Below are 12,690 nucleotides of genomic sequence, written 5' to 3'. Positions count from 1 at the left end.
ATAGGTTTACACCGGCGTTAGGTGGGGGCTAGCCCAATTGTCCCAGGGCGGGAAACGTCTCGAGCAGCCAAAAAGAGAAGGACTGCATTCCGCCGGTGAGGAAAAGCAGTCCGGCGACGACCAGAAGGCCGCCCATGACTTTTTCGACCTTGCCGAGATGCACGCGGAAGCGTGCGAGAAAGCGCATGAACGCGCCGGAGAACAGAGCGGCGACAATGAACGGAATGCCGAGCCCGAGCGAATAGGTGGCAAGAAGGGCGGCGCCTTCGCCTACCGTGCTCTTGGCTCCCGCCAGAGTGAGGATCGGCCCGAGCACCGGGCCGATGCAGGGCGTCCATCCGAAGGCGAAGGCGAGACCCATGACATAGGCGCCAACGGGACTGGCCGGTGCAGCCTTTGCCTGGAAGCGGGCTTCACGCGAGAGAATGGACAATCTGAAAAGGCCGAGGAAATTCAATCCCATCACGATGATGACGAGACCGGCGACAATGGCGATCTCCTGCTGCCAGGCCCGCAGGAAAGCACCGATGGACGACGCTCCCGCTCCAAGCGCGACAAAGACAGTCGTGAACCCGAGGACAAAGGCAAAGGAGGTGGCGAACAGCGCCCGTCTGCGCGATGCATCGGCGGCTGCAGAGCCGTCGGCCCGAAATTCCTCGACGCTGACACCGGCCATGTAGCAGAGATATGGTGGGACGAGCGGCAGCACGCAGGGCGAAAGAAACGAAATTGCCCCCGCACCAACTGCCGTTACATAAGAGACGTCAAGCGCCACGCGCATTTCTCCAAAGCCGCTTCACACTTTCGCTGTGCCTGCTCTAGTCCGTCCGACCGGCAAAACCTAGTAAATTTAATGCTATCGTCGACAAAACGAACGGCGAATTATTTTTTCCAGTTGGTTTCCATCACAAGTTCACCTCAAATGCGGATCAAACGGGCATGAGATTCAGGCCCCCAACAGCCTTATGGGCGAGCTTTTCAAGGAAGTGCCCAATGAGTCTTATTGATGACGGCCAATCGTCTCCACCTGCTGAGGCAGATGAGCGTCCGAACGAACGCCCGAGCCAACCTCCCGGTCTTCTGCGCCGCCTGAAGAGATTCCAGCATATCGCCTTTCCCGTCGCGGGTATCGCCATCGCATTGCTGGCGTTGCTCGTGCTCGAAAATCTCCTGCAGCACACGTCGCGGGCTCAAACGGTCGCCGCGATCGAAAACATTTCGCTTCGCGCCATGGGTCTGGCGCTGCTTTTCACCATCATCAGCTATGCGGCGGTCGCGCTTTACGATGTGGTGGCCGTCGATACGATTGCGCCCGGCCGCATACCGCACAGGATTTCGGCCATTGCCGGGGCTGCCGGCTACGCTATTTCCAATGCCTTGGGCTTTTCGCTCCTGACCGGCGGTGCGCTGCGCTACCGCATCTATGCAGCCGAGGGCATAAGCCTGGTCGATATCGGGCGCATCGTCGGCACGTCGTGGTTCGCCATCTGGTTCGCATTCATCATCATGATCGGTGCGGCAATGCTGATCGACCCGGCCGACGTTCCATGGCTTTCGGCGATCGATCGGCGCGCCGATCTCTTCGCCGGCGGGATCATCCTCGGCGGGATCGGCTGGCTGATATACTGGTTGTCTAAGGGCGACCGCTCGCTGCAGATCAGCCAATTCACGGTTCGGCTTCCGACCTCGCGCGGCGCGCTTATCCAGATCGCTGCAGGGCTTGTCGATGTGACTGCGGCGGCGGCGACACTTTACATGCTGATGCCTGATGGCGTCATCCAGAGCTTCGCCGTCTTCGCGCTCGTCTATGTCATCGCCGTCATTCTCGGCGTCGCCAGCCACGCTCCGGGCGGCCTCGGCGCTTTCGAGGCGACCATCATTGCCGGCCTCGGGCTTGGCGGAAAGCCTGAAGCCATTGCCGGTCTTGTGATCTATCGTCTGATATACACCGTCTTGCCACTTCTCGTCGCCGTTTGCGGCGTATTGGCATGGGAAGCCTTCCGGCGCCGGCAGAAGCTGACCGCGCAAGCCCGTCTTGCGGCGCGTCTGGTCGAGCCGCTGATCCCGGGACTTGCCGCGAGCGTAACATTTCTTGGTGGCATCGTCCTCTTGATATCGGGCGTCACGCCGGGTGTGCGATACCGCCTCGACATCCTCTCGGATATGCTGCCGCTGATCTTCGTCGAGATGTCGCATCTGGCGGCAAGTTTCGTCGGCGTGGCGCTGCTCATCGTCGCCCGCGGCCTTGCCAAGCGCCTGGCGCGCGCCTGGGTCGCGGCCTTGGTCCTCCTGTTGGCCGGCGCCGGCTTTTCCCTTGCCAAGGGGCTCGACTGGGAGGAAGCGGGCATCCTCTGCATTTTCGCGGGCGTTCTCTGGGTCTTCCGCGGTTCATTTTACCGGCGTCCGATCGTGGGGCCGTTCGTTCTGACGTGGAACTGGATCGCCAGCGTCGGCACCACCGTTCTCGCCTCGACATGGCTTGGCTTCTTCATCTATCGCCATGTGGAATATTCCAACAATCTGTGGTGGGACTTTGCCTGGAACGCCAATGCACCGCGCTTTCTGCGCGCGACCGTTCTCGTGCTGGCCGTGGTTTTCCTGGCGGGTCTCAACACCGCGATCAATCGCAGAGGATTGAAACGGCGGAAAAAAGACTTTGCGATACCAGACGTCATCCCGGCGCTCGTCGCCGCTTCGCCGAACAGCGATGCCACACTGGCGCTTCTCGGCGACAAGCAATTCCTGATCGACCCGGACAATCGCGGCTTCGTCATGTACGCCCAATCCGGCGGCAGCCTCATCGCATTGGGCGAGCCGGTCGGCGACGGGCAAGTCGTCGAGGAACTTGCCTGGTCGTTCCATACGCTGGCCGACAAGCTTGCAGCGAGAACAGTCTTCTACGGCGTCGGGCCGCAGAGCCTGCCGCTCTTTCTCGACATGGGCCTGATCGCACTGAAGCTTGGCGAAGTCGCGCGTGTCGATCTTCACGAATTCTCCCTCGATGGTCCTGAGCACCAGGCTTTCCGTTATGCCGACCGGCGCGCCGATAAGGACGGCCTCGTTTTCGAGATCATCCCGGCAAAGGACGTTCGTCCGCTCATACCGCGGTTGCGAAGCGTTTCCGATGGCTGGCTCGTCCATAAATCGGGTAGCGAGAAGCGTTTCTCCCTCGGCTTCTTCGATCCCGAATATCTCGCGCGTTTCGACATAGCGGTCATGAAGAAGGACGGAGACATCGTTGCCTTCGCCAATTTGTGGCGCGGCGCCGACATGAACGAAATCGCCGTCGATCTGATGCGCTATCTCCCCGACATTTCGAAGATCATGATGGACGCGCTTTTCGCCAAGCTGTTGATCTCTTCCAAGGCTGAAGGCTATCGCTGGTTCAACCTTGGCGCGGCCCCCCTCTCCGGCCTTTCGGGCAGCCCGCTTGCCTCCCGCTGGAACCGCTTCGGTTCGTTTCTCTACAAGCGTGGTGCCGATCTCTATCATTTCGACGGGCTGCATGCGTTCAAGGAAAAATTCGATCCGGTCTGGTCACCGCATTATCTGGTTTGTCCCGGCGGCCTCGACACGCCGCGCGTGCTGGTCGACGTGACGACGCTGATCAATGGCAGCCCGCTGGAGTTCATTCGCAAGTGAGGGCGCGCAAATGGGAATCAAACACTATCCGCTTGCTGCGGCGGGTGGAAATTTTCTGGTGCGCTCTATCGAGAGATTGGTGAGCGCGCAGGGATTCGAACCCTGGACCTACTGATTAAAAGTCAGGTAAAGTCCTCTAACACTTGATAGCAAATCAGAACATCCAACCTCAAATAAACCCCCGTAATCCCTTGCATATGTGAGATATTGCCCTTATGTTAATAACACTGGGTAACGCGGCATAACAGACGATTTTGTTACCCCGTTGTTACCCAAAGAGGGGGTTATCACATGGCGAAGGCACTTACTGGCGCTTCACTTACCAAGCTTAAGGCCGATCCATCGAAGCGGCTAGAAATCCCCGATGGCGTCCTCACAGGGCTCTATCTCGTCATACAGCCGACCGGCCGGAAATCTTGGGCGGTGCGCTACCGCGCCTATGGCAAGCCGCGCAAAATGGTTCTCGGAAACTATCTCGCAGGCGACAATGTGGAATTGGCCGGTGCCGAGTTGAAGAGGATCCGCGCTGAAGCTTCCGATATTCTCGATCGCGTCAGGCAGGGCATTGACCCCGCCGTTCAAAAGCAGATTTCAAAGAAGCAGGCGCATAATGAAGACGAGGCCGACCGCACGCGATTAGACAGCGTGGCACGGCTATTTCTAGCCCGCTATGCCAAGCCCAAAAACCGCTCTTGGAAGGAAACGGCGCGGCTGCTCGGGCTAGTGCCTGATAAGGCGAAGATCGCTGCAGCAGAGACGGACAAGGACAAGGCCGCGATCGCAGATGATCCAAAGACCTTCGCCGTCGTCAAAGAAGGTGTGGTCGACAAGTGGGGGCATCGTCCAATCGACAGCATGACCCGTTCCGAGGTGATTGCCCTTCTTGATGACCTGGTTGATCGTGGTAGCCCGATTATCGCCAACCGGACGCTGGCGGCGCTAAGGAAGCTATTCAACTGGTCGATACAGCGTGACCTGCTCAAGATCAGCCCTTGTGAAAAAGTGAAGCCGCCGGCGACGGAGAAGGCTCGCGACCGCGTTCTCACCGACAATGAATTGAAAGCTTTGTGGCAGGGCTGCGAGGCGATGGGCTGGCCGTTCGGACGGTTGTTCCAAATGCTAGTCTTAACCGGCCAGCGCCGCGAGGAAGTAGGCGCGATGGCATGGCGCGAGATTGACGGGAACACCTGGACGCTTCCCCGTGAGCGCGTGAAGACGGACAAGGCGCACGAGGTGGCTCTAAGCGCCACAGCGCTGGGCATCCTGGAGCAACTGCCGCGGATATCCGGATCTGACTTTGTGTTCACCACAAACGGCCAGAACCCCGTCAGCGGCTTCTCTAAGGCCAAGGACGCGCTCGACGCTAAGATGCTGGAGATTATGCGCAAAGAGGCAGAGGACGCTGGGGAAGACCCTGATTCCGTTAAATTGGAGCCTTGGCGCCTACATGACATTCGCCGAACCGTTGCGTCGGGCATGGCTAAGCTGGGTATCAGCTTGGCTGTCATCGAGAAAATCCTAAATCATACGTCGGGCAGCTTCGGCGGCATCGTCGGCGTTTATCAGCGTCACGAGTTTTCGGAGGAGAAGCGGCGTGCGCTTGACGCATGGGCTCGGTATGTTGAGGGGATCGTTATCAAAAAATCGACTGAAAACGTGATACCGATGAGGGCGGCACAATGAAAAACATTCACGATGAAGACTTTGATGTGGAGCGTGATCTCTTTCTAGCACCTGCTGAAGACAGGCAATTGGATGCCCATTTTGGCCATGGCGTGGAGCATTTCGAAAGTTTTCCGTCACCGACTGCAATGTCGCAACTGGCGGAAGCGGGAATATTGGTCCGCACATGGGATCTAATGCAACTTGGTGTGGCGATGCACACGTTTCATGGTTCCCCAAGCCTGCACTTCAACAAGGAATCAATCGAGCGCGAACGCAGAATTGCCGAACTCACCGCCGATCTTTCAAATCTGCTGTCGCATGGCGAAATTGAGGAAGACGGATGGCGCACGTTCTGGGGAAATGCGGATTGGAGTGATTTCGAGGAAACGTTGGAGGCACCAGAGCCCGAGGGCACCATTAATGTACCAGATCTTCGAGAGGATCTGGTAATACTGGAGAACAGCGCTAAGGAAAGGCTCGAATGGCTGCAATCGGCCAAACAGTCTATAATTGAGCCGCAGAGCAACAGAGCCGATCGAATCCGCTACTTTTATTGGCTCATTTTGATTGCGTTCTGGCGATATCAGCTTCGCCGTGAAATCGGCACGTGCACTTCCCCAGATCGTGACGCGTATGGTCCTCTCGTCAAGTTTATTCAAGTCATGTCAGCGCGAGGTATGTCGCAGGAAGAAACAAAGGGCACGACGATTCGGGCATTCATTCGGCGCTCTGCTGACCGGACCGTTTACTTTGAAAGCTATTTCGAGCCACACTCTAAAGCTGATCCCGCATTTTAAACATTAGGAGAAATATATCTGTTTCTAACGTTTAGGCATTCAGAAGTAAGTTGAACGTTCTATGCCGTTAAAAATCTTCCAACGGCCATTTTGTACCGAGTAGATATTACAGATAAATAGTTAGGCACTGTAAACAAACAGGGCCTAACTAAATGTCAAATCATGAGAATTTCTTGACCGCACCACAGGTGCGTAGCCGTTACCACGTCACCGATATGACGCTGTGGCGCTGGCTCCAAAATCCCGACCTCGATTTCCCAAAGCCGACCATCATCAACCGGCGCCGGTATTTCCCGGAGGCCGATCTGATCGCATGGGAACGCAAGCAGGCCGGCAGGAATGCAGCATGAGCGCCGTCATTTCCCTGAGGCCGCAGTCGACCGCTCGTGTCGTGGTCGAAACTGGAATATGCACCCAATCTCCAAATCCCGAAGAGATCGGCGAACTGACTTTCTTGCTCACCTATGTCGATGAAAATGGCACAAATATCATTGTAAGTGCCCGCAATACATATGCCGCTATCAAGGCCGATGCCGTTGAATGGGCGGCTGACGGCGTTCGCGTAATTGATAATGTGGAGGGTGGCGAATGAGCAGCCTCACGCCTCCAGAGCACGAACATAGCGCGGCGATCGAGGAAGCCGCCCGGTGGATCGCGACGACGCCGGACCATGCCAAACCGCGGCCTATAATCCGGGCCATCCAAGAGCGGTTCGGCATCAGCGCTATTGAAGCCTGCTACGCCATCCGAGAGGCGAATCTGATCCGAGCTCGAGCTGCATGAACTTCGTTCCCGGGAAGACTATCACAGTCGCGCAGAATTGGACCGGGCAGCGCAAGCGGATTGATCGACGCGCCGCCACCGTCATGACGTGGTTTGGAACAGAGAAAAACCGGATGGAGACGTTCCAACTGTGGAGACATATGGCCATGCAGATCATCCACAGGGAGAGCTATAGCTTTCGCTTAATGGCCATAGTCGACGGGTTGATAGATCTGAAATCAGGAACCATCAAAGGCACGAACCGAGATTTCGCACGCTTCGCCGGCCGCTGTTCGATCAAGACCATCTCCCGGGATATCACACATTATGAGGATCTTGGTTTATTCATCGGCAGTCGGGCAAGGAAGAAGAAAGAGAGTGGCGAGTTTGTCGAAATCAGAACGCTTCACCTGTCTCTCCCTCGCGTTTTCGATCCAGAAATTAAGCTTCCGGAGGACACCAGTGGTCCCGCATAGAGATGGAAGCCAGATGGACACCAGTGGTCCCGCATACGCAGAAATGAAACCGGGCCTTATGCGAGACACCAGTGGTCCTGCCTATATAGCCAACCCTTTCAGCGGAGGCTGACTATGCAGATGGACTTATTCTCTACAGCCGTGACGCAGAATGCAGTTGTGATTCCGTTTCCGATTGATCGCCAGGCCGCGAAGATCAGGGCAGCCGCCCGAGAACTTTCCGCCAGAGATTTCACAGCGGGGCGCCGCTTTTGGGCAGCCCATGCCAAGGCGGTGCGCCGTGAGCTACGGCAAGCTGGTCTATCTTCGAAGGAAATAGACACGAGAATGGCCAAGTATACGGCAGCCGTCAGTCGCTTGATAAAACAACCCGAGACGGGAACTCCCAACGATGCCGCATAGCGTCACAATCGGACCGCGTAGCGGAACGTACGGGGTTCGGGGGATCATCCCCCGATCTGGGGTGCGGGGATGAAATCCCTGCATACTCATAGCGCTTCATCCCCACGCGCGCGAAACATTACCGAAACCGACAAAGGTGCAGCATGAGCATATACGAACCAGCAGTGTTGAAATGGGGCCAGGACATTGGACAGGCATCCGCCGAATTCCTGAATGACCTTACCCCGGCCCAGCAGTTGCTAAAGATGCCCCTGGTTATGGCTCAAATCGCCAAGGGGAAGGAAGACGTTGAAACGTGCATCATCAACTATAACCTCCCATCGGACGAAGCTGCTCACCTCCTGTTTGTGTTTGAGGAAGCGGTCAGGGGATCACTCGATGCGTTCAAGGTTCCGATCGGGCAGCGCCAGTCGCTTGACTAATGTGGATTTCCCTCGTGTTCATTCTGTCGACCCATTCACGAGCCAGGGCTGCTCGGAAAAACCGAGCGCAGGAAACCCAGGACAATCTCTATCTTCATTATGTAAAGGCTTTTGCGGCCGGCCCTCGTGACCATGCCGGCGAGATAAACCTTGGGGCCCCCATCCACCATCTGAACGACAAAAGCTGGTCCACCACTCACCCCGTCGGGGTCGATAGGTAGCATTTCGTGTAGACGAACTGTAAACATCGCCCGATCAGAGCCTTGCTGGTGATCCAAATTGAAAACCATCTGCCTTCGGGAAAATACAATTTTTCGCTCTTCAGAGTTTATCGACTGTTCCTTAGTTGGAAAGCCAAAAGCCAACCCGATCATATTTGCCTCTGCGGAGATTTCAGGGGGCAATTCACTGAGCCGGAAAAACCATCGCCGCAATTCCGGTATATCCCGGCACGGCTCCGTAAAATCAAATGCTGCTATATCTCGATAATCTGAATCAGGGTCTGGTTCTACAAAACTCCGAACTCCGCCAGAAGAAATCAGTCTCTCACCGCCTTCCGCAAACATGGAAACCCGTTCCAGATCTACGCCTTGAAGTTGGTGCTTCGTGCAAACCAAAATGTAGCGATCGCCAAGCAATATTGGAATGCCTGAGCCGCGAAGATATGCGGGAAGGACGGGGAACTCACTGTTGGCATAGTCACTGTGAATTACCACACTCAGGCAATGCCTGCTCAATGCTTCTCCCAACGATCTGGCCGGGATTGCTACGCCATTTAGAACTGCGCTGGTCCCTAGAAGGGTGTCCATCATCGTCGATTTCAATTCGGTCCGGCCCCTGGTGGCTTGTTCATCCAAGATATTTCACCGGCAGCAACGCGCCTTTGCCATTCCTCCCGGCGCTTGGCGGCTATCTCGGCCCGCTCGGCTTGCCATCGTCGTTCAGCCTCGCGAGCCGTGCGACCGGCGAACCACCTCCATGTCATCCATACCGCGAAACCAATTCCACCGAACGTCAGTAGCATCGGGAAAGCAGCCCCACCAAAAGAGCGTCCCCGCCCTCCCGATCGCGAATAGCCACTGCCCGAATGGAGACCTCCACCAGATCGGCGTCCACCGCGCGCGCTTACATCTTTCGATGCCGCAAACAGCGCAATGCCCGAAAGCAACACTTTGCGTCGATTGATAATGGTGATTGCCCTCCCAAGAAACTGGAAGGTGCGCAATTTCAATGGACGGGTCAATCTATGTTTGAACGGTACATTTTTTCACCCACCCTCATATCGATTTTTCCGAAAGTGACTTGCTGATATAGCCGCTGATTTAATATCAGTAGCTACAGCGCCATGAAGCCTTGGAATTTCAGGGTTTTCAGTTTATTGTTCGCTCACACTACCCGATTGGGGTAACCATCGGGTATCGAAAGGAGTCAGAACATTGACCACCACAACGCCCACCATGGATAGCGGACGCGCCATAGATAGCGCTGTGAAAGGACGTGGATTGTCCGCTGGCCTGATGGATCGCCGGACCAAGGAATGGCGTCGACGGTGTGACCTCGTGGCAGCATTCACCCATGCGCTCGGGGGAGACGCTTCGATAAGCGAAGTTCTGGCGATCAAGGTCGAGGCAGCAGCAGAGCTAGCCGTCATCGCAGAGATGACCAGGGCTGCATTCATGCGCGGCGAAGGCGTGACCGCCGATGATGTGGTTCGCACCTGCAATCAGGCCTCCCGGGCCGAGAAGGCACTTGGGATCGACGCACGGGCAAAGAGCAACGCCAAAGGGCATAACCCAGTAAAAACCTATCTCGCTGGAAAGGTCGCGGCATGAACCCTCTGGTGTCCATGCGTGAGGCGCTGAGTGATCCTCTCTTGCTTGGGAAGGCGCTGCCTGGTGACACGTGGGCGCTTTGGCGTACGCTTCTCATCGCTTCCATGGGCGAGCCTTTGAATCCCGAGGAGCGTGAACTGTTCGCGCAGGTCGCAGGGCGGCAGGACAGTCCGTCAGAGCGCGTTGATGAGTTCTGGAGCATCGTCGGTCGGCGTGGTGGCAAGACGCGCGCAGCGGGCACGCTGGGGGCATACATCTCGACCTTGTGCGACTGGTCGGACGTTCTTGCACCGGGTGAGCGTGGGGTGTTGCCTGTCTTGGCTGCCAGCACATCCCAGGCTGACCGCGCCTTTCAGCACATTGCAGGTGTCCTGCAGCATTCGCCGACGCTATGCGAGATGATCGAGGGCGAGCCTACCGCCGACACGATCAAGCTTTCCACCAACGTTGATATTCAGATCAAGCCGGCGAACTTCCGCACGATCCGCGGCATCACGTCAATCAGCGCGATAGCCGACGAGGTTGCGTTTTGGCATGTCGAGGGCAGCCGCAATCCGGACAGTGAAATCATCGAAGCGCTGTTGCCATCCCTTGCCACCACGGGCGGCATGTTGATCGTCATCAGTTCGCCCTATGCGCGGCGCGGAGAACTCTACCGGACCTATCGTCAGAACTATGGCCCGACCGGGGATCCTTCGATCCTCGTCACCATGGCCGCGTCACGCGTGTTCAATCCTGGCCTGCCTGAAAAAGTGGTTAGGAAGGCTTACGCCCGTAACCCCGCTGTGGCTGCGGCTGAATATGGTGGCGCGTTCCGCACGGATGTCGAGATGTTGCTGTCTCGCGAAGTGGTGGAAGGCGCGGTGCAGATCGGCGTCAGCGAGCGCGGTCCCACTAAAGGCAACGCCTATTTCGCTTTCGTTGATCCGTCCGGCGGATCCAATGACAGCATGACCTTGGCCGTCGCCCACCGGGAAGGCGGAATGGCAGTCCTCGACGTGACCCTCGAGCAGAAGCCGCCATTCAGCCCTGACGCGACAGTGGCCAGCTTCTCGAAGGTTCTAAAGAGCTATGGCCTGAAAACGGTGACAGGTGATCGATACGCCGGCGAATGGCCGCGCGAACGCTTCCGCCAATACGGGGTCACCTATGAGGTTTCCGAGATGAACAAGTCGGAAATCTACGGTGCCGTGGTGCCCGCGTTCAATTCAGGAAGTGTCACGCTCCTCGATGACGATGTGACGGTTGACCAGTTCGTGGGGCTGGAACGCCGAACCGGGCGCAGTGGCCGCGACACGATCGATCATGCCCCCAACGCGCATGATGACGTTGCCAATGCCGTAGCGGGTGCCCTGGTCGGCGCCACCGGGAGAAGCAGCAGTTATACCTTCGAAGACATGAAGCGCGCCTATGCATAGGAGAAACGGAGGAATGGCCAGTATTGACCTAGCTCGCCTCGCCAAGGCGCAAGGCGTCAAGCGCCCGCGCATCGAAGTGGCAAAGATCGAGCCTTCAAAAGCGCAGCAAGACGATTTGGCTCGGCTATACATGCGCGTCGTTCGGATTTGGGCGGTTGGCGCCAAGGATCAAATATTTCCTGCCTATCAGCGTGCTCTGGCCAAGCAAAGGGCAACCGACGGTATCACTCGCGACGGTGTAGACGATCTCGAGATTGAGATTGCGACCATCGACCGTGATGCGGTTCGGTCGGTTCTGTCAATTCGAGGCCTATTCGTGGCGTGGGCCGAACGCCTGCAGCTTTGGCATCTTCGGCGGTTCGTTTCATCGCTACTCTATTCTTCGAATGTAGATCTCTCCACGCAGTTGCAGCCCGGTGACGTCCAGGAGACCATTGAAGACATCGTTGCCCGCAACATGGCGCTGATCCGCAATGTGAGTGATCAGGCCCGTGGGCGCATCAGCGATATCGTATTCCGTGGACTTCAGAACCGGACGCCGGCTCGAGAGATGGCGAAGGAAATCGCCGAGGCAACCGGCATGGCACGCGACCGGTCCCTAAGGATCGCCAGTGATCAAACGCAGAAGCTTTCGGCCTCTCTCGATCGCCAGAGACAGCTTCAGGTTGGCATGAAGAAGTTCGAATGGCGTCATTCAGGAAAGGTGCACTTCCGGCAAGAACACAAGGCCAGAAATGGCAAGGTCTTTGATTGGTCCAGCGATGTCGGTCGAACCGATCCTCCCGGCTTTGCTCCATTCTGTGGCTGCAAGGCCAAAGGCATATTGGATCTCGATTGATGGTGAAAGTTACTGGAGTAGGAAAATATACCCGGCGCCTGCGCAACATGCGCAATATCGCAAAGCAGGTGACTGCCGCGCTCTATGACGCTGGCCAAGAGATTGAGTTGGACGCGGAGATAAGCATCTCATCCGGTGCATCCCAATTTGGTCGACATGTTCCTTCGCGGCCTGGCGAGCCTCCCAACATGGATACGGGCGATCTGATCCGAAGCATTGAAACAACCGTGGAAGCGCAAAACCCGCCGACGGTGCATGTGACCGCGGGCGGTCCTGTGGCTCCGTACGCTGCTTATCTGGAATACGGCACGTCAAAGATGGCGGAGCGGCCGTTCATGCGCACTGCAGCCGAGAAAAACCGGGCGAAGGTGGCGAAAAAGGTCGCAGCCGCCGTCAAAATCGCAATCAGGAAAGCATGAAGGAGAGAACTTTGAAA

General features: G+C 56.9%; 15 protein-coding genes and 1 tRNA gene. 13 read left to right on the top strand and 3 right to left on the bottom strand.

The genetic code is table 11. From position 1 onward, the window contains the following. Nucleotides 1-28: 28 nt before the first annotated feature. Nucleotides 29-781 (bottom strand): cytochrome c biogenesis CcdA family protein, encoded by a 753-nt coding sequence (locus C5748_RS22090; protein WP_105744396.1) that lies wholly within the window; start codon nucleotides 779-781, stop codon nucleotides 29-31. Between the two features lie 212 nt (nucleotides 782-993). On the opposite strand from C5748_RS22090, the gene mprF reads away from it, so the two are divergent. After that, nucleotides 994-3,642 carry a bifunctional lysylphosphatidylglycerol flippase/synthetase MprF gene (mprF, locus tag C5748_RS22085; RefSeq protein WP_105744394.1) on the top strand — a complete coding sequence of 883 codons (2,649 nt, stop codon included), beginning with the start codon at nucleotides 994-996 and terminating at the stop codon, nucleotides 3,640-3,642. A 77-nt stretch (nucleotides 3,643-3,719) separates the two neighbouring features. On the opposite strand, the gene C5748_RS28315 is transcribed toward mprF, so the two are convergent. Next, nucleotides 3,720-3,824 (bottom strand) — tRNA-Ser (locus tag C5748_RS28315). 109 nt (nucleotides 3,825-3,933) lie between these two features. Here C5748_RS28315 and C5748_RS22080 point away from each other — a divergent pair. The 8 genes from C5748_RS22080 to C5748_RS22045 all read left to right on the top strand — a co-directional run bounded on the left by C5748_RS22080 (nucleotide 3,934) and on the right by C5748_RS22045 (nucleotide 8,166). Next, nucleotides 3,934-5,325 carry a tyrosine-type recombinase/integrase gene (locus C5748_RS22080; protein ID WP_105744392.1) on the top strand — a complete coding sequence of 464 codons (1,392 nt, stop codon included), beginning with the start codon at nucleotides 3,934-3,936 and terminating at the stop codon, nucleotides 5,323-5,325. Further along, nucleotides 5,322-6,104 (top strand): hypothetical protein, encoded by a 783-nt coding sequence (locus tag C5748_RS22075; RefSeq protein WP_105744390.1) that lies wholly within the window; start codon nucleotides 5,322-5,324, stop codon nucleotides 6,102-6,104. The genes C5748_RS22080 and C5748_RS22075 overlap by 4 nt, the downstream gene beginning before the upstream one ends. A gap of 173 nt (nucleotides 6,105-6,277) precedes the next feature. Beyond that, nucleotides 6,278-6,454, top strand: a complete 177-nt coding sequence (locus C5748_RS22070; RefSeq protein WP_245581918.1) for a helix-turn-helix transcriptional regulator — start codon at nucleotides 6,278-6,280, stop codon at nucleotides 6,452-6,454. After that, nucleotides 6,451-6,696 (top strand): hypothetical protein, encoded by a 246-nt coding sequence (locus tag C5748_RS22065; RefSeq protein WP_105744386.1) that lies wholly within the window; start codon nucleotides 6,451-6,453, stop codon nucleotides 6,694-6,696. The genes C5748_RS22070 and C5748_RS22065 overlap by 4 nt, the downstream gene beginning before the upstream one ends. Next, complete coding sequence (locus C5748_RS22060; RefSeq protein ID WP_105744385.1) at nucleotides 6,693-6,887, top strand: hypothetical protein; 195 nt, start codon at nucleotides 6,693-6,695, stop codon at nucleotides 6,885-6,887. The genes C5748_RS22065 and C5748_RS22060 overlap by 4 nt, the downstream gene beginning before the upstream one ends. Further along, nucleotides 6,884-7,342, top strand: coding sequence for a hypothetical protein (locus tag C5748_RS22055; RefSeq protein WP_105744383.1), 459 nt, complete (start codon nucleotides 6,884-6,886; stop codon nucleotides 7,340-7,342). The genes C5748_RS22060 and C5748_RS22055 overlap by 4 nt, the downstream gene beginning before the upstream one ends. A gap of 114 nt (nucleotides 7,343-7,456) precedes the next feature. Then, nucleotides 7,457-7,744 carry a DUF6074 family protein gene (locus C5748_RS29545; protein ID WP_105744381.1) on the top strand — a complete coding sequence of 96 codons (288 nt, stop codon included), beginning with the start codon at nucleotides 7,457-7,459 and terminating at the stop codon, nucleotides 7,742-7,744. Nucleotides 7,745-7,887: 143 nt separating this feature from the next. Further along, on the top strand, nucleotides 7,888-8,166 hold the full coding sequence (locus C5748_RS22045; protein ID WP_105744379.1) for a hypothetical protein: 279 nt from the start codon (nucleotides 7,888-7,890) through the stop codon (nucleotides 8,164-8,166). 35 nt (nucleotides 8,167-8,201) lie between these two features. Here the strand turns inward: C5748_RS22045 and C5748_RS22040 are convergent, their stop codons facing one another. Then, nucleotides 8,202-9,023, bottom strand: a complete 822-nt coding sequence (locus C5748_RS22040) for a hypothetical protein (protein ID WP_146119588.1) — start codon at nucleotides 9,021-9,023, stop codon at nucleotides 8,202-8,204. Between the two features lie 579 nt (nucleotides 9,024-9,602). Here C5748_RS22040 and C5748_RS22035 point away from each other — a divergent pair. Genes C5748_RS22035 through C5748_RS22020 form a run of 4 tightly spaced genes read left to right on the top strand, consistent with a single transcriptional unit; the run spans nucleotide 9,603 to nucleotide 12,673 of the window. Further along, complete coding sequence (locus C5748_RS22035; protein ID WP_146119587.1) at nucleotides 9,603-9,998, top strand: hypothetical protein; 396 nt, start codon at nucleotides 9,603-9,605, stop codon at nucleotides 9,996-9,998. A 14-nt stretch (nucleotides 9,999-10,012) separates the two neighbouring features. Then, complete coding sequence (locus C5748_RS22030; protein WP_245581917.1) at nucleotides 10,013-11,416, top strand: hypothetical protein; 1,404 nt, start codon at nucleotides 10,013-10,015, stop codon at nucleotides 11,414-11,416. A gap of 13 nt (nucleotides 11,417-11,429) precedes the next feature. Next, on the top strand, nucleotides 11,430-12,254 hold the full coding sequence (locus C5748_RS22025; protein WP_105744372.1) for a phage minor head protein: 825 nt from the start codon (nucleotides 11,430-11,432) through the stop codon (nucleotides 12,252-12,254). Continuing rightward, nucleotides 12,254-12,673 carry an HK97-gp10 family putative phage morphogenesis protein gene (locus C5748_RS22020; RefSeq protein WP_245581916.1) on the top strand — a complete coding sequence of 140 codons (420 nt, stop codon included), beginning with the start codon at nucleotides 12,254-12,256 and terminating at the stop codon, nucleotides 12,671-12,673. The genes C5748_RS22025 and C5748_RS22020 overlap by 1 nt, the downstream gene beginning before the upstream one ends. Nucleotides 12,674-12,690: the final 17 nt, after the last annotated feature.

The sequence above is a fragment of the Phyllobacterium phragmitis genome (genome assembly GCF_002980495.1).
In the GTDB taxonomy this organism is placed as follows: Bacteria; Pseudomonadota; Alphaproteobacteria; order Rhizobiales; family Rhizobiaceae; genus Paramesorhizobium; species Paramesorhizobium phragmitis.
This window is presented reverse-complemented; position numbering and strand designations above follow the sequence as displayed.

Coding starts and splice junctions, on each gene's coding strand:
- C5748_RS22090 (WP_105744396.1), bottom strand. CDS start 781: ATGCGCGTGGCGCTTGACGTCTCTTATGTAACGGCAGTTGGTGCGGGG.
- mprF (WP_105744394.1), top strand. CDS start 994: ATGAGTCTTATTGATGACGGCCAATCGTCTCCACCTGCTGAGGCAGAT.
- C5748_RS22080 (WP_105744392.1), top strand. CDS start 3,934: ATGGCGAAGGCACTTACTGGCGCTTCACTTACCAAGCTTAAGGCCGAT.
- C5748_RS22075 (WP_105744390.1), top strand. CDS start 5,322: ATGAAAAACATTCACGATGAAGACTTTGATGTGGAGCGTGATCTCTTT.
- C5748_RS22065 (WP_105744386.1), top strand. CDS start 6,451: ATGAGCGCCGTCATTTCCCTGAGGCCGCAGTCGACCGCTCGTGTCGTG.
- C5748_RS22060 (WP_105744385.1), top strand. CDS start 6,693: ATGAGCAGCCTCACGCCTCCAGAGCACGAACATAGCGCGGCGATCGAG.
- C5748_RS22055 (WP_105744383.1), top strand. CDS start 6,884: ATGAACTTCGTTCCCGGGAAGACTATCACAGTCGCGCAGAATTGGACC.
- C5748_RS29545 (WP_105744381.1), top strand. CDS start 7,457: ATGCAGATGGACTTATTCTCTACAGCCGTGACGCAGAATGCAGTTGTG.
- C5748_RS22045 (WP_105744379.1), top strand. CDS start 7,888: ATGAGCATATACGAACCAGCAGTGTTGAAATGGGGCCAGGACATTGGA.
- C5748_RS22030 (WP_245581917.1), top strand. CDS start 10,013: ATGCGTGAGGCGCTGAGTGATCCTCTCTTGCTTGGGAAGGCGCTGCCT.
- C5748_RS22025 (WP_105744372.1), top strand. CDS start 11,430: ATGGCCAGTATTGACCTAGCTCGCCTCGCCAAGGCGCAAGGCGTCAAG.
- C5748_RS22020 (WP_245581916.1), top strand. CDS start 12,254: ATGGTGAAAGTTACTGGAGTAGGAAAATATACCCGGCGCCTGCGCAAC.